Source organism: Streptomyces sp. NBC_01591 (assembly GCF_035918155.1).
Classification (GTDB): domain Bacteria; phylum Actinomycetota; class Actinomycetes; order Streptomycetales; family Streptomycetaceae; genus Streptomyces.
Window position 1 is genome coordinate 4,483,778 of the sequence record NZ_CP109327.1, and the last position, 25,607, is coordinate 4,509,384.

At 69.6% G+C, this 25,607-nt stretch carries 21 protein-coding genes, 1 tRNA gene and 1 pseudogene; 8 read left to right on the forward strand and 15 right to left on the reverse strand.

The features are described from left to right. Positions 1 to 10: 10 nt before the first annotated feature. Genes OG978_RS20860 through OG978_RS20870 form a run of 3 tightly spaced genes read right to left on the reverse strand, consistent with a single transcriptional unit; the run spans position 11 to position 3,614 of the window. Positions 11 to 988 carry a MerR family transcriptional regulator gene (locus OG978_RS20860; protein WP_326766684.1) on the reverse strand — a complete coding sequence of 326 codons (978 nt, stop codon included), beginning with the start codon at positions 986 to 988 and terminating at the stop codon, positions 11 to 13. Next, positions 985 to 2,766: an SDR family oxidoreductase gene (locus OG978_RS20865; RefSeq protein WP_326766685.1), complete on the reverse strand. Its 1,782-nt coding sequence runs from the start codon at positions 2,764 to 2,766 to the stop codon at positions 985 to 987. The genes OG978_RS20860 and OG978_RS20865 overlap by 4 nt, the downstream gene beginning before the upstream one ends. Then, positions 2,763 to 3,614: a M24 family metallopeptidase gene (locus OG978_RS20870; RefSeq protein ID WP_326766686.1), complete on the reverse strand. Its 852-nt coding sequence runs from the start codon at positions 3,612 to 3,614 to the stop codon at positions 2,763 to 2,765. The genes OG978_RS20865 and OG978_RS20870 overlap by 4 nt, the downstream gene beginning before the upstream one ends. A gap of 288 nt (positions 3,615 to 3,902) precedes the next feature. Here OG978_RS20870 and OG978_RS20875 point away from each other — a divergent pair, with 288 nt between their 5' ends. The 6 genes and pseudogenes from OG978_RS20875 to OG978_RS20900 all read left to right on the forward strand — a co-directional run bounded on the left by OG978_RS20875 (position 3,903) and on the right by OG978_RS20900 (position 8,608). Next, a complete protein-coding gene (locus OG978_RS20875; RefSeq protein WP_326770104.1) occupies positions 3,903 to 4,892 on the forward strand; it encodes an ABC transporter ATP-binding protein in 990 nt (329 codons plus the stop codon). Continuing rightward, positions 4,882 to 5,790, forward strand: coding sequence for an ABC transporter permease (locus tag OG978_RS20880; protein ID WP_326766687.1), 909 nt, complete (start codon positions 4,882 to 4,884; stop codon positions 5,788 to 5,790). The genes OG978_RS20875 and OG978_RS20880 overlap by 11 nt, the downstream gene beginning before the upstream one ends. Beyond that, positions 5,787 to 6,698: an ABC transporter ATP-binding protein gene (locus tag OG978_RS20885; protein ID WP_326766688.1), complete on the forward strand. Its 912-nt coding sequence runs from the start codon at positions 5,787 to 5,789 to the stop codon at positions 6,696 to 6,698. The genes OG978_RS20880 and OG978_RS20885 overlap by 4 nt, the downstream gene beginning before the upstream one ends. Positions 6,699 to 6,728: 30 nt before the next feature. Next, positions 6,729 to 7,448 carry an ABC transporter permease gene (locus tag OG978_RS20890; RefSeq protein ID WP_326766689.1) on the forward strand — a complete coding sequence of 240 codons (720 nt, stop codon included), beginning with the start codon at positions 6,729 to 6,731 and terminating at the stop codon, positions 7,446 to 7,448. Positions 7,449 to 7,685: 237 nt separating this feature from the next. Continuing rightward, positions 7,686 to 8,209 (forward strand): annotated as a pseudogene (locus tag OG978_RS20895) (hypothetical protein); the annotation flags it as partial. Positions 8,210 to 8,520: 311 nt separating this feature from the next. Continuing rightward, positions 8,521 to 8,608 (forward strand) — tRNA-Ser (locus OG978_RS20900). A gap of 100 nt (positions 8,609 to 8,708) precedes the next feature. Here the strand turns inward: OG978_RS20900 and OG978_RS20905 are convergent. From OG978_RS20905 to OG978_RS20945, 9 genes are all read right to left on the reverse strand, one after another. After that, entirely contained in the window at positions 8,709 to 9,515 is an 807-nt protein-coding gene (locus tag OG978_RS20905) for an HAD family hydrolase (RefSeq protein ID WP_326766690.1), read from the reverse strand. Further along, positions 9,512 to 10,801, reverse strand: a complete 1,290-nt coding sequence (serS, locus tag OG978_RS20910; RefSeq protein ID WP_326766691.1) for a serine--tRNA ligase — start codon at positions 10,799 to 10,801, stop codon at positions 9,512 to 9,514. The genes OG978_RS20905 and serS overlap by 4 nt, the downstream gene beginning before the upstream one ends. A 665-nt stretch (positions 10,802 to 11,466) precedes the next feature. Next, complete coding sequence (pheA, locus tag OG978_RS20915; protein WP_326766692.1) at positions 11,467 to 12,402, reverse strand: prephenate dehydratase; 936 nt, start codon at positions 12,400 to 12,402, stop codon at positions 11,467 to 11,469. A 27-nt stretch (positions 12,403 to 12,429) separates the two neighbouring features. Beyond that, positions 12,430 to 13,767 carry an iron uptake transporter deferrochelatase/peroxidase subunit gene (gene efeB / locus OG978_RS20920; protein ID WP_326766693.1) on the reverse strand — a complete coding sequence of 446 codons (1,338 nt, stop codon included), beginning with the start codon at positions 13,765 to 13,767 and terminating at the stop codon, positions 12,430 to 12,432. A gap of 8 nt (positions 13,768 to 13,775) precedes the next feature. Continuing rightward, positions 13,776 to 15,737 (reverse strand): copper resistance CopC/CopD family protein, encoded by a 1,962-nt coding sequence (locus OG978_RS20925; RefSeq protein ID WP_326766694.1) that lies wholly within the window; start codon positions 15,735 to 15,737, stop codon positions 13,776 to 13,778. Positions 15,738 to 15,751: 14 nt separating this feature from the next. Beyond that, positions 15,752 to 16,201 (reverse strand): copper chaperone PCu(A)C, encoded by a 450-nt coding sequence (locus tag OG978_RS20930; protein ID WP_326766695.1) that lies wholly within the window; start codon positions 16,199 to 16,201, stop codon positions 15,752 to 15,754. After that, complete coding sequence (locus tag OG978_RS20935) at positions 16,198 to 16,851, reverse strand: SCO family protein (RefSeq protein ID WP_326766696.1); 654 nt, start codon at positions 16,849 to 16,851, stop codon at positions 16,198 to 16,200. Before OG978_RS20935 ends, OG978_RS20930 begins: the two co-directional genes overlap by 4 nt. Before the next feature lie 45 nt (positions 16,852 to 16,896). Further along, on the reverse strand, positions 16,897 to 17,640 hold the full coding sequence (locus OG978_RS20940; protein ID WP_326766697.1) for a YcnI family copper-binding membrane protein: 744 nt from the start codon (positions 17,638 to 17,640) through the stop codon (positions 16,897 to 16,899). Between the two features lie 150 nt (positions 17,641 to 17,790). Further along, positions 17,791 to 18,594 (reverse strand): hypothetical protein, encoded by an 804-nt coding sequence (locus tag OG978_RS20945; protein ID WP_326766698.1) that lies wholly within the window; start codon positions 18,592 to 18,594, stop codon positions 17,791 to 17,793. 213 nt (positions 18,595 to 18,807) lie between these two features. Between OG978_RS20945 and OG978_RS20950 the strand changes: the two genes are divergently transcribed. Further along, positions 18,808 to 19,359: an ATP-binding protein gene (locus OG978_RS20950; protein WP_326766699.1), complete on the forward strand. Its 552-nt coding sequence runs from the start codon at positions 18,808 to 18,810 to the stop codon at positions 19,357 to 19,359. Positions 19,360 to 19,408: 49 nt separating this feature from the next. Here the strand turns inward: OG978_RS20950 and OG978_RS20955 are convergent, their stop codons facing one another. Then, a complete protein-coding gene (locus OG978_RS20955) occupies positions 19,409 to 20,872 on the reverse strand; it encodes an aminopeptidase P family protein (protein WP_326766700.1) in 1,464 nt (487 codons plus the stop codon). A gap of 112 nt (positions 20,873 to 20,984) precedes the next feature. After that, positions 20,985 to 22,355, reverse strand: coding sequence for a PP2C family protein-serine/threonine phosphatase (locus OG978_RS20960; protein WP_326766701.1), 1,371 nt, complete (start codon positions 22,353 to 22,355; stop codon positions 20,985 to 20,987). 634 nt (positions 22,356 to 22,989) lie between these two features. On the opposite strand from OG978_RS20960, the gene OG978_RS20965 reads away from it, so the two are divergent. After that, positions 22,990 to 23,712: a bifunctional DNA primase/polymerase gene (locus OG978_RS20965; protein WP_326766702.1), complete on the forward strand. Its 723-nt coding sequence runs from the start codon at positions 22,990 to 22,992 to the stop codon at positions 23,710 to 23,712. 768 nt (positions 23,713 to 24,480) lie between these two features. On the opposite strand, the gene OG978_RS20970 is transcribed toward OG978_RS20965, so the two are convergent. Beyond that, on the reverse strand, positions 24,481 to 25,446 hold the full coding sequence (locus OG978_RS20970) for a DUF5926 family protein (RefSeq protein ID WP_326766703.1): 966 nt from the start codon (positions 25,444 to 25,446) through the stop codon (positions 24,481 to 24,483). Positions 25,447 to 25,607 lie beyond the last annotated feature (161 nt).

A 25,607-nucleotide genomic window follows, 5' to 3' on the forward strand; every position in this document is an offset into this window, starting at 1 on the left:
GTGTTCAGAATCAACCGCTTTGGTCAATTTGTGCCACTTTGGAGGCAGGTGGCATGAGTGCGTCCAATGTCCTTGATTGCACCTCGCGTTCTGCGGCCGCCGCCACGAAGGCGGAGACGTTCTCCTCGCCAACCAGCTGTTGAACAGCCCGGATTGTCTCCGCCGGTAGATCCACTCGGCGCGCTGCGAGCGACGGGGAATCCGGTCCGAGGGGCGTGTCCGCGCCGAGGTGATGATGCAGGTGCAGGGTGGCGAATGTCCGCATCGCACGGGCCAGTTCGGCATCGACGGTCTGCTGGGCGAGCGGACGCAGCCTGCGCACCATGGCGGCCGCTTCGGCCGCGTCCGAGTCGGTCGGGGGCCGATGACCGAGATAGCGGGCGAAGACGTGCTCGGTGGTGAACTCCAGGAAGCGCGAGGCGATCTGCTCGACCTGACCGCGAAGCTCCCTCAGATGCCCGGAGATTGCGCTGAGCGGCACGCCTGCCGCATGCAACTCGACGGCCACCGCCAGCTCCTGGGGACTCGGCACCAGGAACTCGTCGTCCCTGCCCGGGATCGCTTCGAGCACGCCGAGGTCCACCGCCTCGGCGACCGCCTCCTCGTCCGGGGCGCCACCGAACTTGAGAATCAGCTCGTCCCGGGTGATCCGGTCGGCCTGTTCGTCCGTCCAGGGGCCGTGCACCTCGGCCACGAGCCCGAGCACCCCGCCCAGACCGCGGCCGGTGTCCCAGGCGTCCAGTAGCTCCTTGATGCTGGCCAGTGTGTAACCGCGATCCAGCAGGTCGGCGATCTGCCGGAGCCGGGCGAGATGGGTGTCCCGGTAAACATTGGCCCGGCCGCGCCGTTCCGGTGTCGGCAGCAGACCGCGGTCCTGGTAGGCGCGGATCGTGCGGACCGTGGCTCCGCTCGCGTGCGCAAGGTCCTCGATCCGGTACTCGGCGGCGGCCTGCCGGTCCGCCGCCGACGACCGCCCGGGGCCGCTCACAGCGGCGGCTTCAGCCGGGCGATCCCGCGCAGCGCGCGGGGGCTGAGCCGGGACAGGAGCCGGGCGCCGCGGGCCTCCGGGGTCACCGGCACGACGGCCTGGTTGCGCACCACCGCCTTGAGGATCGCGTCGGCCACCCGCTCCGGCGGGTAGTTCCGGAGCCCGTACAGCCGGCTGGTCCGCTTCCGCAGACGCTTCTCCTCCGCGGCATCGGCACCGGCGAAGTGCGTCGTCGCGGTGATGTTCGTGTTGACGATGCCGGGACAGATGGCGCTGACCCCGATCGACCGCTCGGCGAGCTCGGCCCGCAGGCATTCGCTGAGCATCAGCACGGCCGCCTTGGAGGTGCTGTACGCGGGCAGCGCCCGGGACGGCTGATAGGCGGCGGCAGAAGCCGTGTTGACGATATGGCCGCCCTGGCCGCGTTCGGCCATCTGCCTGCCGAAGATCCGGCAGCCGTGGATGACACCCCACAGATTGACGTCGAGGACGTTCTTCCAGTCCTCGCTCGTGGTGTCCAGGAAGGATCCGGACAGGCCGATCCCGGCGTTGTTGACCAGGACGTCGACGATTCCGTACTCGGCGGCGACCTTCTCGGCGAGTTTCTCCATCGCCTGTTCGTCGCTGACGTCGACCGCTTCGCCCCAGGCGGCCGGCGCGCCGATCAGGCGAGCCATCTCCGCCGTCCTGGCCGCTCCCTCCGCGTCCCGGTCCACGGCCACCACCCGGGCACCCGCCTCGGCGAACGCGAAAGCGGTGGCCCGGCCGATGCCGCCGGCGGCGCCCGTCACGAGCACCAGCCGGCCACCGAACCTGTCCGCGTACGCCCCGGTCGGCGCGGTGTCCTGCACCGGGCCGCCGTTCTCCTTGGCCGCCTCGTTCGCAGCGACGAACTCGCTTATCCAGGCAGCGAGCTGGTCCGGCCTGGTGCGCGGCACCCAGTGCTTGCCGTCCAGGGATCTGCGTACCAACTGCGGTGCCCAGAGCTCCAGTTGGTCGTACAGCTTCTCCGAGAGGAAGATGTCGCCGGTCGGAGTGATCAGCTGGACCGGGACGTGTGCGTAGGCGTCGGTGCGCGGTCGGCTCAGCCGGGCGCGGACGTTGTCGCGGTACAGCCAGGCGCCGTGCGCCGCATCGTTGGGCAGCGAGGGCGTGGGGTAGTCGCCCGCCGGTACCTTCTCCAGCCGCTGGAGCATCCGCGGCCACTGCTTGCCCAGCGGGCCGCGCCAGGCGAGCTCGGGCAGGACCGGCGTATGCAGCATGTAGACGTACCAGGACTTGGCGCCCTGGCCGAGCAGCTGGCCGACCCGGCGCGGGGTGGGCCGGGTCATCCGCTGCTTGATCCAGTGCCCGAAGTGGTCCAGGGAAGGGCCGGACATCGAGGTGAACGAGGCGATCCGGCCCTCGGTCCGCTTGACCGTGGCGAACTCCCAGGACTGGACCGACCCCCAGTCGTGCCCGACGACATGCACCGGCCGGTCCGGGCTCACCGCATCGACGACGGCCAGGAAGTCATCGGTGAGCTTCTCCAGGGTGAAGCCGCCGCGCAGTGGCTTCGGGGCCGTGGACCGGCCGTGCCCGCGCACGTCGTACAGCACGACATGCCACTGGTCGGCCAGCTGCCTCGCCACGTCCGTCCAGACCTCCTTGCTGTCCGGATACCCGTGCACGAGGACGATCGTCGGCCGCCCCTCGTCGCCCAACTCGGCGACGCACAGCTCGATTCCGCCCGTACGCACCCGGCGCTCGCGCGCCCCCGGCAGGCTCCGCAGACTCATGCCGCCACCTTTTCCTCGGCCCAGCGCCGCACATGCGGCAGATCGTCGTCCAGCCAGAAGGCGCTCTGCTCGGGGTCCTTGGAGTCGGTGACCACCAGGATCTCCTCGAACTTGGCACCCGTACCGCGGAATCCGAGATGGGGCTCCACGGCCCACAGACCGGGCTGCGGCGGATGGTCGGAGAAGCGGTACGGACTCCACAGCGGCGACCAGCCGTCCCGGTGCCCGTGCAGCGCGTCGCTCATCAGCCCCTTGAGGGACTGGGTGCCGAAGCCGAACACATGCGGGGACCAGCGGCGTTCGGCAACGCGGCCGACCTTGTGGGCGATGACGCCGAAGGGGTAGGCGCGATGCCTGTTGGCGTACCCCTGCCTGATCATCAGGCGTTCGACGTCCTCGTATATCTCGCGCAGTGAACGCCGCTCGCGCACCTCGCGCAGTATCAGCTCGCGGTGGGCCTCGAGATCGGCCAGCAGCTTGTCGTGCAAGGGGTTGAGCCCGAGACAGCCGGAGTAGCCGATGTCGGCCGTGAAGCCCTTGTACACCGGAGCCATGTCGAGGATGAAGGGCATACCCGGCTCCAGCTTCCGGTTGGTCGGGAAGAACTGCAGGGGCACCTTGAAGCCGGCGAACGCCGTGCGGTCCCCGAACCAGGCGAAGGGGAGATGGAACCAGTCCCGCACTCCGCGCTCACGCAGCCAGTCGCGCTGCATGCGGGCCGCCTCGCGCTCGGTCACGCCTGGCCGGAGCCGGCCCGCGACCGCCTCCGCGCAGGCGTACGCAAGGCTCTGGACTTCTCTGAACGCCCGCAGCTCCGGGGCCTGTTCGTCCTTCACTGCCGAGGCCATGCCACCGTCCGTTCCCTGCCGTGTGCGGTACGTGCTCGTAACGTGACACTGATGAATGTGACAATGTCCGGCGGCTACGTCAAGGGGTGTGCGAAGACCTGTGGACAACTCGGTCGCCCCCGCCCCCGGCCGCGCGTCTCATCCCCCTTGGTGGCCCCCTACGGGTCCGTACATCTGGAGTCGGAGGCCGATCCAGCCGCCAGGGCTGACGACTGATGTGGTCCGCGCCACTACCTTCGGACTGTGACTGTGATCGCGACCGAAAGCCTGAGCAAGCGGTTCCCCCGGGTGACCGCGCTTGACCGGCTCTCCTTGGACATCGGCCCCGGTGTGACCGGCCTGGTGGGTTCCAACGGAGCCGGCAAGTCCACATTGATCAAGATCCTGCTGGGTCTGTCCCCCGCCACCGAAGGCCGGGCCGCGGTGCTCGGGCTCGATGTCGCCACCAGCGGTGCCGCCATCCGGGAGCGGGTCGGCTACATGCCCGAGCACGACTGCCTGCCACCGGACGTCTCGGCCACCGAGTTCGTCGTCCACATGGCGCGGATGTCCGGACTGCCGCCGACGGCAGCGCGCGAGCGCACCGCCGACACGCTCCGGCACGTGGGTCTGTACGAGGAGCGCTACCGCCCCATCGGCGGCTACTCGACCGGCATGAAACAGCGCGTGAAGCTTGCGCAGGCGCTGGTCCACGACCCGCAGCTGGTCCTGCTCGACGAGCCGACCAACGGCCTCGACCCGGTCGGCCGCGACGAGATGCTCGGACTGATCCGCCGCGTCCACACCGACTTCGGCATCTCCGTCCTGGTCACCTCGCACCTCCTGGGCGAGCTGGAACGCACCTGTGACCATGTGGTCGTCATCGACGGCGGCACGCTCCTGCGCTCCAGCTCCACCAGCGACTTCACCCAGACAACCGCGACCCTCGCGGTCGAGGTCACCGACAGTGACACCCACCCGGACGGCACCGACGCACTGCGCCAGGTCCTCACCCGGGCCGGCGTGAAATTCATCGGCCAGGACGGCCTCGACGCACAGGGGCTGCCCGGTGCGGGGCACATCCTGCTGGTCGAGGCGACGGGCGACGAGACGTACGACATCGTGCGCGACAGCGTCGCCGGGCTCGGACTCGGCCTCGTACGGATGGAGCAGCGGCGCCACCACATCGCCGAGGTCTTCCGTACGGAAGGGGCGCCCGCGACCGCCGGAGCCGTACAGCAGGACGCCGTGAAGCAGAACGCCGTACAGCAGAAGGGGAGCGGTCGCGATGAGCACTGAGACCGGGACCGTGGCCGGGAGCGAGACCTCCCGCATCCACAACATCGGGTACCGCTCCTACGACGGCCCGCGGCTGGGCCGCGGCTATGCGCGGCGCTCGCTCTACTCGCAGACCCTGCGCGGCGCGTTCGGACTCGGCCGTTCCGCCAAGTCCAAGGTGCTGCCGATGCTGCTCTTCGGCGTGATGTGCATGATCGCGGCGATCATCGTCGCCGTCGCCATCGCCACCCCCGGAGCGACGGCCCTGCCGATCAAGTACACCGCGTTCGCGATCTATCTCCAGGCCGTGATCGGCCTCTTCCTCGCCGCACAGGCACCGCAGTCGGTCTCCCGGGACCTGCGCTTCAAGAGCGTGCCGCTGTACTTCTCGCGGCCGATCGAACGGGTCGACTACGTCGTGGCCAAGCTCGCGGCCATGGCGTCCGCGCTCTTCATCCTCACCGGCGCGCCGCTCGTCATCCTCTATGTGGGCGCGCTGCTCGGGAAGTTCGACTTCGCCGACCAGACCAAGGGATTCGGACAGGGACTGGTCTCGGTGGCACTGCTCTCCGTGCTCTTCGCCGCACTGGGCCTGGTGATGGCCGCGCTGACACCGCGCCGCGGCTTCGGTGTCGCCGCGGTGATTGCCGTACTGACCATCACCTACGGCGCGGTCTCCACGGTCCAGGCCATCGCCTGGCAGACGGGCTCCGCCGGGGCCGTCGAGTGGCTGGGGCTCTTCTCCCCCATCACGCTGATCGGCGGCCTGCAGACCGCGTTCCTCGGGGCCAACTCGGCCTTCCCCGGAGGGTCGGCCCCGGATGCCGGGGTCGGCGTGGTCTATCTGATCGTTGTTCTCGCGCTCGTCGCCGGCTCGTACGCCGTACTGATGCGCCGCTACCGGAGGGTCGGGCTGTGACCACCATCGAGATCGACCACACCTCGCGCTGGTTCGGCAATGTGGTCGCCGTCAACGACGTGAGCATGACGGTGGGACCGGGCGTCACCGGGCTGCTCGGGCCGAACGGCGCGGGAAAGTCCACGCTGATCAACATGATGGCCGGATTCCTCGCCCCGTCGACGGGCGCGGTGACGCTGGACGGCAAGCCGATCTGGCGGAACGAAGCCGTGTACAAGGAGATCGGGATCGTGCCGGAGCGGGAAGGCATGTACGACTTCCTGACCGGTCGCGAGTTCGTCGTCGCCAACGCGGAACTCCATGGACTCGGCGACGCGGAGGCGCAGAAGGCGCTGGCCACGGTCGAGATGGAGTACGCGCAGGACCGCAAGATCTCGACGTACAGCAAGGGCATGCGCCAGCGCGTGAAGATGGCGTCCGCCCTGGTCCATGAGCCTTCGGTGCTGCTGCTCGACGAGCCATTCAATGGCATGGACCCGCGTCAGCGGATGCAGCTGATGGAGCTGCTGCGACGGATGGGGGCAGAGGGCCGCACGGTGCTCTTCTCCTCCCACATCCTCGAAGAGGTCGAGCAACTCGCCTCGCACATCGAGGTGATCGTGGCAGGACGGCACGCGGCGTCCGGCGACTTCCGCAAGATCCGCCGCCTGATGACGGACCGCCCGCACCGCTATCTCGTACGTTCCAGCGACGACCGCGCCCTCGCTGCCGCGCTGATCGCCGACCCGTCGACGGCCGGTATCGAGGTGGACCTGGGCGAACGGGCGTTGCGTATCCAGGCGGTCGACTTCGGACGCTTCACCGAGCTGCTGCCGAAGGTCGCACGTGAGCACGGCATTCGTCTGCTGACCGTTTCGCCGTCCGACGAGTCCCTCGAATCGGTCTTTTCCTATCTTGTAGCGGCCTGAGTAGTGGCCTGAAAGGAGCTGTGAAGCGTCATGTACGACCCCACAGTCGCCCGGCTCACCTACCGGGCCCTGCTCGGCCGGCGCCGGGCCGCCATCCTGTTCGTCCTGCCGGTACTGCTGGTGGTCATCGCCGTCGCGGTACGGACATTCGCCGGGTCCGACGACCAGGTGGCCTCGGACGTGCTGGGCGGCTTCGCCATCGCCACGATGGTGCCGCTGATCGGTGTGATCGCCGGAACCGGGGCCATCGGTCCCGAGATCGATGACGGATCCATCGTCTATCTGCTGGCCAAGCCGGTGAAGCGGCCGACGATCATCTTCACCAAGCTGATCGTCGCCATCGCCGTGACGATGGTCTTCTCCGCGCTGCCCACGCTGGTCGCGGGGCTGATCCTCAACGGCAACGGCCAGCAGATCGCGGTGGCCTACACCATCGCGGCACTGGTCGCCTCGATCGCCTACAGCGCGCTGTTCCTGCTGCTGGGCACCGTCAGCCGGCACGCGGTCGTCTTCGGCCTCGTCTACGCGCTGGTCTGGGAGGCCCTGTTCGGTTCCCTGGTGCCCGGGGCGCGCACGCTCAGCGTCCAGCAGTGGTCCCTCGCGGTCGCCGAGAAGGTCGGCGGGGCGGGCGCGATCACCTCCGACGTCGGTCTGCCGGCCGCCACGGTCCTGCTGGCGGCGGTCACGGTGGTCGCGACCTGGTACGCGGGCCAGAAGCTGCGCACGTTGAAGCTGGCCGGGGAGGAGTGACCGGGGGTTTCCCGCCCGGTGCGTCTTCCCGAGTGTTTCGTTTCTGATCGCTCCGGTGCTCGTCCACTCGTCAACCCTCGCCACTCGGGCGGGGGTTGACGCATTTCGGACAGTCGTACGCGTAACTGTACGGTTATCGGTTCGTTGGGCAGGGTGTGTGGAGGCAACTGGGATCTGTGGCGTCGTAGCTTTCATGAAACAGGGATTGCCGATGCCGGCGAGGGAGTACCCGCCGGCACCGACCGCCATCAGGACGAGTTGATGGAGAACGGGATACGAGTGCTGCGCGGCGCTGACCTGCGCTCCTTCCATAGCAACATGGTGTCGCTATGGGCGGGTGAGGAGCCGGAAAGTTATCCACAGGCGGCGACCCGGCTCAGGGTCTACACCCGCAGGACCGTCCTCAACGTCGCGATGCTTCTTCGCGACAGCGACATCGCCCGATGCGTCCGTCCGTATCTGCTCGACGCCGAGCAGGACCTGCGCGCGGGCTACGCCTCGCTCGAACACCGCGTCACCCGGGTGGAGAGCTGCCTCGCCGGAGTCGGCACTGCGCTCCAGGAGCTCGGGCCCGTCCTCAACCGGATGTCGCACGGCTCGACAGCCTCGACCGGAGGCTGGACGTCACTCATCAGGTCGTCGGCGCCATGAGCGTGCGGCTGGGCCACATGTCCGAGGACATCGTCCGTCTCGACGGCCGGATGGATGATCTGGCCCGCAACCTGAAGGAGTTGGGCCGCCGCAACAACAAGCAGCGCTGATCCGGCAGGAGCAAGCAGCACTGATCCGGCGGGAGTTCGCGGCCTTTCGGTGCAGCCGGAAAACGGGTGGTGTCGAAGGGCCGTCCCCGGCACAGTGGTTGGTGCGCACACGCCGACAGGAACGGCATACGCCGACACGCACGCCACAGGCCGGGAGAGGAGCACGACGATGACCGAGAGTCCGAGTCCGTCGAGTTCCCCGCAGGGCGGACCCGAGCCGGCACCGGAGTAGTCACCGACGATTCCGCCGTGCCGCTCGGAGCAGACGCCCGGGGCGGCCTTGTCAGCGCATCGCGCGCGGCCGCCCACCCGGAGGATTGGCCGAGTGGTAAGGCAGCGGCTTGCTAAGCCGTCGTCGGGGCCCTGAACCCCGCGCGCGTTCGATCCGCGCATCCTCCGCCGCAGCAGGCCCACATGCAGGAACAGCAGGTACGGCTGGGAGCAACCGCTCCCAGCCGTCAGGTGCAACCCGTGTCCGTACTCCTGCTGCTTCCTGCTTCTACGAAGACTGGAGCAGCCGTTCCAGCACCACGGCGATGCCGTCGTCCTCGTTGGACGCGGTGATCTCCTGGGCCACGGCCTTCAGGTCCTCATGGGCGTTGGCCATCGCCACACCGTGCCGCGCCCAGGCGAACATCGGGATGTCGTTCGGCATGTCGCCGAAGGCCAGGGTGTCCGCGGCCTTCACGCCCAGCCGGCGCGCGGCCAGCGAGAGTCCGGTCGCCTTGCTCAGCCCCAGCGGCAGGATCTCCACCACTCCCGGACCGGCCATGACCACGTCCACGAGGTTGCCGACAGCCGCGCGCGCGGCCTTCGCCAGTTCGTCGTCGTCCAGATCGGGGTGCTGGATGTAGACCTTGTTCAGGGGCGCGGACCACAGCTCGGCCGGGTCCTTCACGAAGACCGCCGGAAGCGGACCTTCCTGTACGCGGTAGCCGGGGCCGACCATCACTTCGCCGTCGAGCCCGTCACGGCTCGCCGCCAGTGCCAGCGGACCGACCTCGGCCTCGACCTTGGACAGCGCGAGCCCGGCGAGCTGCCGGTCCAGCGTCAGCGAGGTCAGCAGCTTGCGCTCGCCCGCGTGGTAGACCTGCGCGCCCTGGCCGCAGACGGCGAGCCCTTCGTAGCCCAGGTCGTCCAGAATGTGCCGGGTCCAGGGGACCGCGCGGCCGGTGACGATGATGTGCGCGGCACCGGCCGCGGCGACCGCGACCAGTGCCTCACGGGTGCGCTCGGAGACCGTGTCGTCGTTACGCAGCAGCGTGCCGTCGAGATCGGTCGCGACGAGCTTGTACGGGAAGGTCACTTGGCGACCGGCTCCAGAACCTCGCGCCCGCCCAGATACGGCCGGAGCACCTCGGGCACCCGTACCGAACCGTCGGCCAGCTGGTGGTTCTCCAGAATCGCCACAATCGTGCGCGGTACGGCGCAGAGCGTGCCGTTCAGCGTGGACAGCGGCTGGAGGACCTTCTTGCCGTCGCGGGTGTCGCGCATCCGGACGGACAGGCGGCGGGCCTGGAAGCCGTTGCAGTTCGACGCGGACGTCAGCTCGCGGTACTTGCCCTGCGTCGGGATCCACGCCTCGCAGTCGAACTTCCGGGAGGCCGAGGCACCCAGGTCGCCGCTGGCGACATCGATCACCTGGAAGGGCAGTTCAAGAGCGGTGAGCCACTGCTTCTCCCAGTCGAGGAGCCTGCGGTGCTCCGCCTCGGCGTCCGCCGGGTCGACGTACGAGAACATCTCGACCTTGTCGAACTGGTGCACCCGGAAGATGCCCCGGGTGTCCTTGCCGTACGTACCGGCCTCACGGCGGTAGCAGGGCGAGAAGCCCGCGTAGCGCAGCGGCAGCTTCTCGGCGTCGATGATCTCGTCCATGTGGTACGCGGCGAGCGGGACCTCGGAGGTGCCGACCAGGTAGTAGTCGTCCTTCTCCAGGTGGTACACGTTCTCCGCGGCCTGGCCGAGGAATCCGGTGCCTTCCATGGCGCGCGGACGGACCAGCGCCGGTGTCAGCATCGGGACGAAGCCGGCCTCGGTGGCCTGCGCGATCGCCGCGTTGACGAGGGCGAGCTCCAGCAGCGCGCCGACGCCCGTCAGGTAGTAGAAGCGCGAACCGGAGACCTTGGCGCCGCGCTCCATGTCGATGGCGCCGAGCTTCTCGCCGAGCTCCAGGTGGTCCTTGGGCTCGAAGCCCTCGGCCCCGAAGTCACGGATCGTGCCGTGGGTCTCCAGGACGACGAAGTCCTCCTCGCCGCCGACCGGCACGTCCTCGTGGACGATGTTGCCGATCCGGAGCATCAGGCTCTTCGCCTCGGCGTCGGCCTCGTCCTGTGCCGCGTCGGCGGCCTTGACGTCGGCCTTCAGCTGCTCGGCCTTCTTGAGCAGCTCGGCGCGCTCCTCGGGCGAGGCCTTGGGGATGAGTTTGCCGAGCGCTTTCTGCTCGGAGCGGAGTTCGTCGAAGCGGACACCGGACGACCTGCGCCGCTCGTCGGCGGAGAAAAGGGCGTCGACGAGCTCGACGTCCTCTCCACGGGCGCGCTGGGAGGCGCGAACACGGTCGGGGTCCTCACGGAGCAGGCGAAGGTCAATCACCCCTCCAGGCTACCGGTGTGTACTTCCCCAGCTCGAACCGATATTGCCGAGCGTGTCACTTTGCCCTAATTGCCTGAATTGGCAATGCTGGGGGAGATTGTGTGGCTGAAGTCGATCTCGACCGTCAATAAAAGGAGCCTACTCCCCTGAATGGGGCAGAAGGCTTCGCTCGTCTTGACGTACCGCTCTTGCCTGAAAGGGCAGTTGAGCGTTGCTTGTCCACAGGTTCCCGGCGGTCCGAAAGTTATCCACAGGCTGTGAGGAAGATCTGTGGATGTCGGAGAGGGGCATTCCGAAAGTCATGTGATGGCTCGCGGATTCCCCGTTCAAACCCACTTCAGACGCTCGTTCGGGTGGGAATTGCCCGCCTTGAAGGGTTGATCAATGGAATTGAGGCGACACGGGGTGACCCGGGTGGCCTGCCGACCTGTGGATGCATCTGGGTCGACTGGAGCAATATGTCGACCATGTCGCGTTGGGGTGTCGACTTGTCCCCAGGTCGAGAGCCACCCCTGTGGATAACTCTGTGGATGCTGAAAATCGGCAGATAGCACTTGCCATCCCGGCGTGCTGAGCCCCGGGCGCCGACCCGCTCCCGCCCCGCAGGGCGAAACCCGGTCAGTCCCGGGCGTCGTCGGGATCCGGCCCCGTCAGCCCCGACCCCGTCAGCCCCGACCGTCCAGGTTTCTGGCCAGCCAGTCGGAGGCCTCCGTGAACTCCGTGTCCGACGTCCCCGCCCGCAGCGGCCGTACGTCCTGCACCGCTACGCCGGCCCGCGGGTACGAACCCAGGAACCGCACCTTCGGGCAGATCCGCTTCAGCCCCATCAACGCCTCGCCGACCCGGCGGTCCGCGATGTGCCCCTCGGCGTCCACCGCGAAGCAGTAGTTCCCGATGCCCGCCCCCGTCGGCCGCGACTGGATCAGCATCAGGTTCACGCCGCGCACCGCGAACTCCTGGAGCAGTTCGAGCAGCGCACCGGGGTGGTCCTCGCCCAGCCAGATGACCACCGAGGTCTTGTCCGCGCCCGTCGGTGCCGCAGGCCGGGCCGGGCGGCCCACCAGGACGAAGCGGGTCTGTGCGTTCACCGCGTCATGGATCTCGGTCACCAGCGGTTCGAGACCGTAGGTCGCCGCGGCGAACTCACCGGCGAAGGCGGCGTCGTAACGGCCCTCCTGCACCAGCCGGGCGCCGTCCGCGTTGGAGGCCGCCGACTCCCACACGGCGTCCGGGAGGTGAGCTGCCATCCAGTTGCGCACCTGCGGCTGCGCGGCCGGGTGCGCGGTGACCGACTTGATGTCGGACAGCTTGGTACCCGGCCGCACCAGCAGCGCGAAGGTGATGGAGAGCAGCACCTCGCGATAGATCATCAGCGGCTCGCCGGTGGTCAGCTCGTCGAGCGTCGCGGTGATGCCGCCCTCGACGGAGTTCTCGATCGGTACGAGCGCCGCCGCGGCGGCCCCGCTGCGTACCGCGTCGAGCGCCGCCGGTACGGAGACCATCGGGACGAGTTCGCGGGTGGCGGCTTCCGGGAGCGTACGGAGGGCCACCTCGGTGAAGGTGCCTTCGGGGCCGAGATATGCGTAGCGCGTGGCGGACATACCGTCACCCTAATGCGCCCCGGTGGCTCAGGACTCCAGCAGCCGCTGCCCCACGTATTCGCCGTCCGCCGCGCCGCCCGGCACCGCGAACAGGCCGCTCGCCTCGTGCCGGATGAACGGCGACAGGGCGTCGCCCCGGTCCAGCTTGCGCTGCACCGGAACGAACCCGCGCAGCGGATCCGCCTGCCAGCAGATGAACAGCAGACCGGCGTCCGGAGTGCCGTCCGCCGAGATGCCGTCGTGGTACGAGAAGGGGCGCCGCAGCATGGCCGCACCGCTGTTCTTGTCGGGGGAGGAGATCCGGGCGTGGGCGTTGTCCGGGATCAGGAGCTTGCCGTCGGGGCCCGCCTTGTCCAGGTCCATCGCGGTGGTCTCGGTGCCACCGCTCAGCGGAGCGCCGTCCTTCTTCCGGCGCCCTATGACCTGCTCCTGCCGTTCCACCGGGAGTTTCTCCCAGTCGTCGAGCAGCATCCTGATCCGGCGCACGACCGCGTACGAGCCGCCCGCGAGCCACTCGTACTTCGCATCGGTCTTCGCATCCGTTCCGTCCGGGACGAAGATCCGGCGGTCGAAGTCGCTCTCGGCCGGTTTCGGGTTGCCGGTGCCGTCGATCTGGCCCATCAGATTGCGGGCGGTCATCGGCTGGGCCGTGGCGCCGGGGGCGCGGTTGAAGCCGTTCATCTGCCAGCGGACCCTGGCGGCCGGGGCGGCCTCCTTCTGCACGGCACGCAGTGCGTGGAAGGCGACGAGGGCGTCGTCCGCGCCGATCTGGACCCAGAGGTCACCGTTGGAGCGCTCGGCGTCGATGCGGTCGGAGGAGAAGGGCGGCAGCGGGTCGAGCCCCGGTGGGCGGTGGGCGGTCAGGCCCGTGCGTTCGAAGAAGGTCCGGCCGAAGCCGAAGGTGACGGTCAGCGAGGACGGCCCGGCATCCAGCGCGATCCCGGTGTCATGGTCCGGGCCGTCCGCCGCGCCGCTCCCGGCGGGCTCGCCGGCCATCAGGCGCTCGGCCGCGGCCGACCAGCGGCGCATCAGGGCGGCGGCTTCTTTCCTCCCGGCGCCGGGCACCAGGTCGAAGGCGACGAGATGGCCGCGCGCCTGAAGCGGAGTGGTGATCCCCGGTTGATGTTTCCCGTGAAACATCACCTGGGTGGAGCCGACTGTGGTCAGTGCGGTGGGTTCGTCGGGCCGGGTCGCGGCGTAGCCGGTGGCACCGCCCGCCGCGCCCAGCACCAGCCCGGTCGCACCGGCCGCGCCCGCGCTGCCGATCAGCCGCCGCCGGGAGATGCCACCGCTGCCAGGCGCGCCGCCACTTCCACTGTCCCGGCTTCCGCTGCCTGAAGTTTTGCTGCTGTTGTTCGCGCTCACGATCCTGCTCAACCGATCTTCACGTTCTTGTCGATGGTCGTCTGATCGATGTCCGACGTACGTACGGTCACGGCGACCTTCCAGCTGCCCGCCATCGGGATCTGGACGCCGTCGGCGGTCCAGTGGCCCTCGGCCAGCCGGGACGGGACGACGGGGAGCGGGCCGATGTCCTTGGACTCCAGGGTGAAGGCGACCTTCACCTCGGGGACGTCCATGGCTTTTCCGTCGGTGCCGTCGATCCAGAGGTGGAGTTCATTGACACCGGTGCGGCCGGGGGTGATCTCCATCCGCACCGTTCCCTTGCCGTCCTTGCCGCCCGTGTCGAAGGGCACCTTCATGCTGACCGGGCCTTCGGCTGCCGAGGCGGTCGCCGCCGTGGAGGCACGGGCCGCTTCTTCCTCGGTACGCGCGGGCTCGGTCGAGGTCAGTACGGTCGTCACCGCCAGCAGCGCCACGGCGACCCCCACTTCCGCCAGCACCGACCGGCGGAGCCCGGACCGGTCGGGGTCGGCGTCGCGGATCCGCTTCTTCTCGGCGGTGGCCACGGCGGCCTGCTGCCGGGCGAGTTGGGCCGCCCGTGCGGGGTCCTCGGCCGTGGAGCCCGATGTGTCCGGGACCTCGGCCTTTCCGGACGCCTCCGCAACCGGAGCCCCATGCTCGTCCTCGGCCTCCGTCGCCGCGCTGCCCCCGCCCGTGATCAGGCGTGCCGTCCAGCGCCGCGAGATCCAGGCGATCCCGACCAGGACGGCGACGAGCCCCACCTTCACGAGCAGCAGTTGCCCGTATCCGGTGCCGGTGAGCGCGGACCAGGTGCCGACCTGGCGCCAGGACTGGTAGATCCCGGTCGCGACGAGCACGATCACGCTGCCGAACGCGATGCCGGAGAAGCGCCGTACGGCCGTCGCATCGATGTCGGGGGTCCGGTAGAGCGCGACCAGCAGGGCCGCGAGACCACCGAACCAGGCGGCGACGGCCAGCAGATGGAGCACATCGACCGGCATGGCGATGCCGGGCTGGATCCCGGCCGAGGCATGCTCGGCGAGCGCCCACGTACCGGCAATCCCGGCAGCGATCACCGTGCCGCCGATGGCCAGCCCGAAGGTGAGGTCCTTCTTCTCGCGTGCGTCCTCGCGCTTGGCGTAGGCCCCGAAGAGCACGGCGATGAAGAGCGCGGAAGCGCCGAGCAGCAGCAGCCGGGAGACGAGCGCGGCGCCGGGCTTGGTGTCGAGCACGGCCCGCAGACCGTCGAGGTCGAAGGCGTCCGCGAGCTTCCCGGACCCGGTGTACGGGTTGCGCAGGAGCAGCATGGCCAGGGTGGCGACGGTGAGGGTCATCCAGCCGCGTACGACCAGGCGCTGCAGGGGACGCGCACCCGCGCCGCGCTGCCAGCAGGCCAGTACGAAGGCGGAGCCGCCGGCCAGCAGGATGAAACCGGCGTACGCGGCGTAGCGCGCGATGCCGTAGAGGGTGCCGACGAGGCCGCCCCCTGCCTGGTCCGTCGGCAGCGCCACGGTGGTCTCCGAGGGTGCTCCGACGGAGAAGGTGAAGGCGCCGGACACGGGGTGGCTGTCCGCGGAGACGGCCTGCCAGGCGACGGTGTACGTCCCGTCGGGCAGTCCGGTGTGCAGCGATACGCCGTACTTCGCGGTGGAGCCGCTGCCCAGATCACGTGGGGCGGCGCCGGTGTCGGCGCGTTTGCCGTCGGGGTCCAGGATCCGGATGGAGTCCTCGCTGACGGCGACCTGCTCGGAGAAGCTGAGCGTGACCTCCTTGGGGGCGGTGTCGACCACCGCCCCGTCCTGCGGATCGCTCCCGGTCAGTGCGGCATGCGCGGACGCGGGGCCCGCGCCTCCCAGCAACAGGCCGAACACCATGCCGACGAGGGCGGCGAGGAGCGCGGCCGCGGCCAGTGGACGGCGTACTGCGGGAGCAGACGGGGTCGGTCCGAAGTGCGGGGCGGTGGCTGTCATGACGAGTCAGTCCCTCACTGCTGCTTCGGGTTGTAGGTGGTCTCCTTCACGGGAAGGTCGACCTTTATCGGGTCGGCCTTCTCGAAGTGCAGTTCCACGGACACCTTCTCGCCCTGCTTGGGCCGCTGCTTGAGTTTCATGAACATGATGTGGTTCCCGCCGCGCTGCAGATCCAGCTTGCCGCCCGCGGGCACTTCGAAGGACGTCACCATGCGCATCGTCCCGTTCTTCGTCTCGTGGATCGTGACGTCGTCGGAGAGCGTGCTGGTGACGGAGGTGAGCCGGTCGGACGCCCCGCCGCTGTTCTTCACGACGAGGAATCCGGCCGCCATGTCGCTGACGGGCTGCGGCATGAACGCGCCGGTCACCTTCAGCTCGGGCTTGCTGTCCGAGGACGAGCAACCCGCCAGCGTCAGCCCCGTGGTGAGGGCGATGACGCCGACGAGGGTGGTGCGGCGGTTCACGGGTTCTCCCCCTTGACGATCTTGGGGAGGTCCTTGGTGTAGTCGTCGGGCGAGGTGTCCTCGCTGTAGACGAGGTAGCCCTTGTCGGTCTTCGGGGAGAACGCGATGACCTGGGACCCGTGCATCGAGGAGACCGTGCCGTCCTTCTCCTTCTTCGGCGCGTCGATGCCGATGCCGATCTGGCGTGCGCCCGCCTGGATGGTCGGGAAGTCGCCGGTGAGGCCGATGAAGGAGGTGTCCTGGGACTTGAGCCAGCTGCCGAGCGAGGACGGGGTGTCCCGCTCGGGGTCGGTGGTCACGAAGACGACCTGGAGCTTCTCCTGGTCTGCCTTGGGCAGCGCCTTCTTGGCGATGGCGATGTTGCTCATGATGAGCGGGCAGACGTCGGGGCAGTTGGTGTAGCCGAAGTAGATCAGGGTCGGCTTGCCCTTGGTCTGCTCCCGGAGGTCGTACTTCTTGCCGTGGGTGTCGGTGAGGACGAGATCCGGCTTGGTGAACGGCTGGTCCAGGACGGTCGCGGCCTGGGTCTTCGGCTGGACCGATACGTCGGCGATGGGCTTCTTGGCGCTGTCGTCGCTGCTGCCGCAGGCGGACAGGGTGAGCGCAGCCGCGGCGACGAACGCCGCGGCCAGCACCGTTTTCTTAGACATGGAGCACTGGTTCCTGGTGGTCGGTGGGACGTATGGGGCTGTGGATCAGGCGGTGCGGCGGCGGCCGGCGAGGACACCGAAGGCCACCCCGGCCAGGCCGATGACGATGCCGACGATGCCGAGGACCCGGGCCGTGGTGTCGCTGGAGGACGTGTCCGCAGCGGCCGTCGTCTGCTTGTCCGCCGCCTCGGCGCCGGCGTCGGCACTCTTGGCGTCGGCGGCCGAGCCGTGCTCGCCGGAGGCCGCCGCGGTCAGGGCGAGGACGGGCGCCGGGCTCTCGGGCTCGTCGGCGCCGGCCTTCTGCTCCTCGATCCAGCGGACGACTTCCTTGTTGTCGTACGTCTGGATGGCCTTGAACACCAGCTGGTCGGCGTCCTCGGGGAGCTGGCCGATGGAGAGCGGGAACTGCTGGAAGTCGCCGGGGCGGATGCCGCGCTCGTCCTTGTCGCCCGTGGCGGTCCAGGTGACCTTGGAGACGGCCTCGTTGATCTTCTGGCCGTGCATCTCCATCGGCTTGGCCAGCTTGCTCTTGGTGACCTCGATGTCCCATCCGGGTACGGCCTGCGGCATGACGGAGGCCAGTGGGTGGTCGGTCGGGAAGTTGACTTCGAGCTTGGTCGTCGAGGCGTTGTCGCGCTCGTTGGGGACCTTGAAGTTGACGGTGGCATAACCGCCCTTGGCGGCCTCGCCCTGCGGCTGCACGCTGACGTGCGCGGAGGCCGTACCGGCGAGGATCAGGACGGTGGACGCGGCGACGCCGCCGGCGAGGGCGATGCGGGAAACGTTCATGGCAGGGATCACTCCACGGAAGCACGAAGGAAAGGTGGTCCGACGCGCGGGTGCGCGACGGCATCACGACATCTCTCCCCGCTGAGCGGCGGGCATGCGCCGACCGGGTGCGGAACGGTGTGGTCCGTGCGCCGGATGGAGGGTGTCGCGTCAGGCTGCGAGCGCGTACGCGGGTGGCGGACCGCGCCTGATCACCAGGTGCTGCAGGGGGTCCCCGGCGGCGGGGGGCGGGGCGTCGACCGCCGTACGGACGGTGCGCGGCCCGGTCGTCGGGCCGCCGGGAAGCCCGGCGCGCAGGGCGTCGACCAGAGCGAGCGCCGCGCGCAGTGCACGCAGCCGGGCCCCGGCTGCGATCTGCTGGGCGCCGTGCGCGGACAGCCGGACCAGCCGGAACAGGGCGACCTCGCCACGGCGCAGCAGCCAGCCGGTGGCCACCGCGGCCAGCAGGTGGCCGAGCAGCATGGGCAGGTCGGGCAGCAGAGCGGCGAGGGCGGCCGGGTCCGTGCCGGACGCGGAGGCGACGTGCTGGTGGCCGTCGGTCGCCACCGACGCCGGGTCGATGCCCGCGGTGGTGACGATGCGGTGCGCCTCGGCGGCGCTCAGCTGCGCCGGCCCGGCCCCGCACACGAGGCTTGCCGCGAACCGGATCAACGAGTCGTCGCCCGCCGAGGTGCTCGCCGGGGTGCCGTACGTACCCATGCCGAACAGAGCGTGCAGGGCGACCTGTCCGCCGGCCAGTACGGCGGCGATGGACAGCAGTGAACGCTCGCGTCCGGCGAGCGGCGCCACCACCGCGAACATGCCCAGGAATCCCGCGAGCAGGGTCCACCAGGGGACGGCAGCGCAGGAGGCCAGGGCGTGACCTGCCGCGGACAGCGCGACACAGACCGCGGCGAACACCGTGGTCCTCAGGAGCCGCAGACCGGCTCCGGCGCGTGCGACAGGCATAGACATGGCGGGGCCATCATCGCACCGAGCCCCTGGGCCCCGTACGGCAGGTCCGTGAGGTTGCCTTCCGTCCGATCGGGTCGGCCGGGCCGGGCATACACGGGTGTACGGAGCGCTGCTATCCGCCGAATGAGCGGTCTCACATCCGGTCTGCGCTTACGAATGGTGCTGCGCGGCAATAGGTATCGGTATGTCGAGCCGCAGCCAGGAGGCTGGAGCATGAGCATCTGGTGGTCCCTCCATTTGCGGCGCGAGGCTGCGAGCGTTCCGCTCGCCCGTCGTTTCCTGCTGGGCACCATGGAGACCGCGGGCGTGGATCCGGACATCTCCTTCGACCTGTCGGTCGCACTCAGCGAGGCCTGTGCGAACGCCGTCGAGCACGGCGGTGACCACAGCGTCCGGGAAAGCCAGGGCGACCAGGGAGTTCCGCAGGACCCGTGGGACGTATGGGACGAGCTGCCCGGGGCCGCCTCCGGGCAGTACCAGGTCACCGCCTATCTGGACGGCGAGAAGTGCCGTATCGAGGTCGCCGATTCGGGGCCCGGTTTTCCCGCCCGGCGCGCGCTCCGCGCGTCCGCGCTGCAACGCGGAACCCAGCAGCACGAACCCCGGCAGTACCCGCCGCTCAGCGCCGAGGACGGGCGGGGCCTGTGTCTGATCGAGCAGCTCGCCGATCACGTGCACTTCGGCAACCGCCCCGGCCGCGGTGCCGTCGTCAGCTTTGACAAGGTCCTGAAATGGCGGAAGGACGCCCTGCTCATGGTGTCCTGAGCAGGGCGTCCTTCGCCGAGTCCTCCGGTCCTCCGCGGACCGGCCGGGATCAGCCCTTGAGCCGGGCCATCCACTCCTCGACCTCGTCGGCCCGGCGCGGCAGCTTGTCGGAGAGGTTCCGGTTGCCGTCCTCGGTGACGAGGATGTCGTCCTCGATCCGGACGCCGATACCCCGGTACTCCTCGGGCACGGTCAGGTCGTCGGTCTGGAAGTACAGACCGGGCTCGACCGTGAGGCAGACACCGGGCTCCAGCGTTCCGTTGACGTACGTCTCGGTGCGCGCGGCGGCGCAGTCGTGGACGTCCATGCCGAGCATGTGACCGGTGCCGTGCAGCGTCCAGCGGCGCTGGAGTCCCAGCTCCAGGACCTTGTCCACGGACAGGTCACCCAGCAGACCCCACTCGACGAGCTTCTCGGCGAGCACCCGCTGTGCGGCGTCGTGGAAGTCGCGGAAGTCGGCGCCGGGCTTGACGGCGGCGATGCCCGCCTCCTGGGCCCCGTACACGGCGTCGTAGATCTTCCGCTGGAGCGGCGTGAACGTGCCGTTGATCGGCAGGGTGCGGGTCACGTCGGCGGTGTAGAGGTCGTTGGTCTCCACGCCGGCGTCGAGCAGCAGCAGCTCGCCGGAGCGCACCGGGCCGTCGTTGCGCACCCAGTGCAGGGTGGTGGCGTGCGGGCCGGCCGCGCAGATCGAGCCGTAGCCGATGTCGTTGCCCTCGATGCGGGCACGCAGGAAGAAGGTGCCTTCGATGTAGCGCTCGCTCGTCGCCTCGGCCTTGTCGAGGACCTTGACGACGTCCTCGAAGCCGCGCGCGGTGGCGTCGCAGGCCTTCTCCAGTTCGGCGATCTCGAAGGCGTCCTTGACCAGCCGGGCCTCGGAGAGGAAGACGCGCAGCTCCTCGTCGCGCTCCGCGGTGACCTTGTCGGTCAGCGCGGCCTCGATGCCGGCGTCGTGGCCGCGGACGTTGCGGACCGGGCCGGTGGCCTCGGTCAGCGCGGCGGGGAGCTCGCGGACGTCCTTCGCCGGGATGCCCAGCAGCTGCTCGGCCTCGGCGAGGGAGTGGCGGCGGCCGACCCACAGCTCGCCCTGTCCGTCGAGCCAGAACTCGCCGTTCTCGCGGTTGGAGCGCGGCAGCAGGTGGATGGTCGCCTCGTGACCGTTCTCGGTCGGCTCCAGGACGAGGACGCCGCCCTGGGTCTGGTCGCCGGTGAGGTACGCGTACTCGGTGGAGGCGCGGAAGGCGTACTCGGTGTCATTGGAGCGGGTCTTCAGGTTGCCCGCGGGGATGACCAGTCGCTCACCGGGGAAACGCGCGGAGAGCGCGGCGCGGCGGGCGGCCGTGTGTGCGGCCTGGGCGATCGGTTCGAGGCCGTGCAGTTCGGTATCGGCCCAACCGGACTTCATGTTCGCGGCGAGTTCATCGGAGACGCCCGGGTACAGGCCGTTCTTCCGCTGCTTGACCGTCTCTTCTTCCTCGGTCTCCGGGTTCTCCGGGGTGAGCTCCTCAGCCACGATTTGTCTCTCCTTGATACGACACTGGACCCCGACCATCGTACGGGCGTACGGAAGGGGGCACAGGGCCGGAGGACCTGTTACACGGCCGGGCCGGGGGATGCCGCGGGGCTCAGTCGAAACGCGCGGCCAGTACGACCACGTCCTCCGCGCTGTCGCTCCGGTCGAGCCCGTCCGGCAGCACGCTGCGCAGCACATGGTCGGCGACGGCCCCGGCATCGGGGCGCATCGCCTTCGGTACGGACGCGGCCGCCGAGTGGAGCCGTGCGAACGCCCGGTCCGTCGAGTCGCCGGTGCGGCGCAGCAGGCCGTCGGTGTAGAGCAGTACGGTCTCGCCGGGCGCCGGGGTGATCTCCACGCTGGGCGCCTCCCAGCAGGCGAGCATGCCCAGCGGCGCGGAGACCGAGGTCTCGATGAAGTCGGTGCGCCGGTCGCCGATCACGAGCGGCGGGGTGTGGCCCGCGCCGGCCAGCAGGATCTTGCGCTCGGCCGGTTCGCAGTAGGCGAACAGCGCGGTCGCCGTACGGGCCGGTTCGGTGAGCCGCAGCAGCAGTTCCAGATCCGAGAGCACGGCGACCGGATCCTCGCCCTCCATCACCGCGTACGCCCGCAGGCCGGCCCGCAGCCGTCCCATGGCGGCCAGGGCGCTCGGCCCGGAGCCGTTCACCGAGCCCACGGCGAGACCGAGCGCACCCTCCGGCAGTGCGAGCGCGTCGTACCAGTCGCCGCCGCCCTGCGCGGCCCTGCGGTGGCGGGCGGCCAGCTGTACGCCGGCTACCCGGGGCAGCCGGCTGGGCAGCAGCTCCTCCGCGACGGTGGCGACATCGGCCCTGGCCCGCTCCAGCTCCAGCAGCCTGGCCAGGTGCTCACCGGCGTACCCGGCGTAGAGGCCGACGAGATGGCGCTGGCGCTTCAGCGGTTCGGCGGGTTCGTCGTACAGCCAGACGGCGGCACCGAGCCTGCCGGTCGCCTCGGCGGTGATCGGCACGGCGTAGCTGGCGGCGTATCCGAGCCGGGCGGCGACTTCGCGGCGGCGGGGGTCCAGGCCGGTGTCGCCGAGCAGATCGGGGGTGGTCAGCGCTCCTTCGGTGTCCGGGAGCCCTTCCAGGATCCGGCCGTAGGTGGTGGCGGTGCGCGGCACCGTCTCGATCTGCCCGAGATCGGCGTGGGCGAGCCCGAGGCCGATGGTGCTCACGGGGCCGCGACGGTCGGACGGTTCGAAGACGACCAGGCCTCGGCGGGCGCCGACCAGGGCGGCTCCGGCGTCCAGCAGTTCGTGAAGCGCGTCGTCGAGAGTGCCGGTTCTGGCCAGCCGCTCGGTGAGTTCGTGCAACGTGGTGAGGTCGGAGATCCAGCCGGCGAGCCGGTCCTGGATGAAGGCTCCCGGGGCGGAGGGCACGTCGGACAGGGGCCCGGCAGTGTGCGCTGAAACCGGAACTGTGGGATCGATTCCAGCCACTTTTGGCAGGTGTGGGGCGCTCATGGCTGTCGGCTTTCCGACCAGTGCTTTTTGTCGAATAGCATCGCAAACCCCCATGTCATTCTGCGCCGCTATCAGTGCATCCGCATGTACACGCAGCACCACATGTACACGCACAAGTGAGGCGATGTCCAGCATTGTCCCCACGGGATTTATGGTGTCCGAGCTACCGCTAAGTTGGCCAAAAAATGCACCCCGAGGCAGCCATTTGCGGTCGACTGAGCGTGCTCGAACAGGGGGTGTTCTCGGGGTGAAGTCCCGGAGAGAGCGTCATTTCGGGCATGCTGGGTACGTAATCGATGAAGGCCAGGGGCAGTTCTGATCGCCCCGGAACCCGGCAGCGGGCCCGGACGTCCTCTCCAGTGACGGCCACGCCCCCACCCCCGAGTGGCGAGGTTTGCACCTTGGGACGGCAGGCGCTATACGTGCGCTGCTCCTCGCCATGCTTGCCCGGCCCTGTTCCTCCGGACCCGTCTCGCACCTGCTCGACTCGGCTCGGCCCATGCTCGGTACCGACGGCCCACCCGTACCGCAGATTTGAAGAGCATGTACGCACAGTGAACTGATGCACACGTACGCCAACTCGCACGTGGTGTGATGTGGACCCTCGGCGTTCAACGGAAAGGAACGAGCGCTCATGCGCGAGATCCTCGGAAGGCGACGCAGGCTCCGGCTCCGGCGCGGGGGAAGGCCCGCCCGCCTCGACGCGGCCCTGACCTGTGCCACCGCATGGCAATGGCCTGTGCTCCCCGGAGTGGGGCTGGAGGCGGCCGGCGGTCGCGGTGACCGTGGCCGCGGCTGCGCCTGTCCCGATCCCGAGTGCGCCGTGCCCGGCGCGCATCCCTTCGATCCCGGTCTCCTTGCGGCGACCATCGACGAGCGCATGGTGCGCTGGTGGTGGACCAACCGGCCCACCGCTCCGATCCTCCTGGCCACCGGCGGGCGCGCCCCGTGCGCGTTGAGCCTGCCGGCCGTGGCCGCCGCCCGGGCGCTGGTCGAGCTGGACCGGATGGGTGTGCGGCTCGGACCCGTGGTGGCGACGCCGACCCGGTGGTCGCTGCTGGTGGCCCCGTACACCCTCGAACGGCTCGGTGAGCTGCTGCACGCCCAGGACTGGGTGCCCAGTTCGCTGCGTTTCCACGGGGAGGGCGGCTATCTCGTTCTTCCGCCGTCCGAGGTGGGGGCGGGACAGGTGTGCTGGGAGCGGGCTCCTGCCCCGGAGTCCCGGCCGCGTCCGAAAGGAAGAGGTCGGGCTCCGGAGTCCGACGTGCCGTGGCTGCCGGACGTGGGGACGGTGCTGGACGCCCTGGTCGAGGCGAGCAGCGGCGCACCGGACGGCGGCAGTCGGCTCGCGTACTGACGGGGTGCCGGAGTAATGGGGCGGACCGTGCCGGACCCGGCATTCCGTCGCAATATCCGGCGGACCGTCAGAAACTAGTGTGAAGCCGACGGATGAGGCTCGTGATTATCCGCGTGATCGGTTTCCCGGTGGCGGCTGGGTTTCGGATGCGGTTCCGGATGTGAACTCGGTCCGTGCCGCACAAATGCAAAGTCTGCCGCTGCAAAGTGCGGCGACAGGAGGCTTTCTGGCGGCCTTTCCGGAGCGCGCCGTACGCATTATTCGAATATCCATTCGACTAAACTTCGAAGCAGAGCGGAGTCGGGTATTCGTGGAGGCCGTCCGGTGTTCGGTGTTCGGTGTTCGGCATCAGGAATCCGGTATCTGTCCGAGACCGATCGGTTCCGGCACGGCTCGTCCACGCACCGAGCGCCCGAGCTTCCGCGGCGGGCACGGATTCCGTCGGCCCCCCGCCCGAGGGCGCGGGACGGGGCGGTCGGGGGCGGGGCAGTGGTGGGCCGTAGTGCTCGATGAGCAGGGGGCGTACCGGTGAGGGGCTTATGCGCGGGCTCGTGCGCCGCGTAGCGCGCTGTGCGCCGTACCCGGAAATGAGGATGCCCGATCGCTGGCGACGGGGGATGCACCAGCGACCGGGCTTCTAGAACGGTAACAAGAGATCTGCCGTTCGCAAATTCGATCTCGCGTATTCGGACAGGGATTTACCTGCGAATACCGCGAGTTGTGACGCGAGTCACCCCGAGGCCCGTCGGGTCCGGGGGATCGTCACCGTCAGCTGAGCGTCACCTGGCGATTGGTGAGCCCACCGCGGGCCCGCCGCTCCTCGGCGGTGAGCGGTGCGTCCGAGGCGAGCGCCGCGGTCAGCCGCTCCGCGAACTCGGCCGCGGGCTTCTCGCACTCCTCGGCCCCCATCGCGCTCGGCAGGTCCCAGACCGGGACCATCAGTCCGTGCGCCCGGAAGGAGCCGACCAGCCTGGTCCCCTCGCCCAGTGAGGAGGTACCGGCGGCGTGCAGCCGGGCGAGCGCGTCGAGCAGCCGCTCCTCGGCGTGCGGCATGACCCAGCGAAGGTGGTTCTTCTCCGGGGTCTCGCACCAGTAGGCGGAGTCCACGCCGGCGAGCCGCGTCGTCGGGATCGCCGCCTCGTTGGCGCGCTCCAGGGAGGCGGACACCTCGGGCGTGGCGTTCTCCGCGTCCGGAACCCAGAACTCGAAGCCGGGGTGGATGACGGGCTCGAACGCCGCATCGGGGGCGAGCATGTTCTGCAGCCGCGGACCGTCGGCCGGCACGCGCTGTGCCGCCACGGGCGAACCGGGCTCGGCGTCCAGCGCCCGCCGCAGGGTGTCCGCGAGATCACGGCTGAGGTCACCGGATGGGGTGTCGTTCTGCAGGGCGAGCAGCACCGAACCGTCGTCGCGGCGCAGCGCCGGCCAGGCCATCGGCAGGACGGTCGCGAGCGTCACCGAGGGCACGCCCTCGGGCAGCCCGTCCTTCAGCGTCAGCGCGACCGTGGCGGCGGGGACCAGTTCACGCAGCGCGACCCAGTCGCACTCGCCGGCCAGACCCTCGAAGGGGCGGTGGACGAGCTCGGTCACGGCCTGGGCGGCGGCGCGGCCGTGACATGCCTTGTAGCGGCGGCCCGAACCGCACGGGCAGGGCTCGCGAGCCCCGGCCACCGGGATCTCGCCGTCCTTGAGTTGCTGCTTCCCGGCCTTGGTCTGAGGGTGCTTCTTGGCCATGGTGGGCTTTCTCCCGATTGCGACAGTGCGGTCTGGGCCGCGAGCCTAGCCGTCCCTGTCGCGTCCGGGACACACGCGCCAACACGTCCGGCGGTACCGGGGTGCGGAACGCGCCTTTCCGCGCGCCCGTGCATCGTCCCGCCGGCCGACGCGGGTGCGCG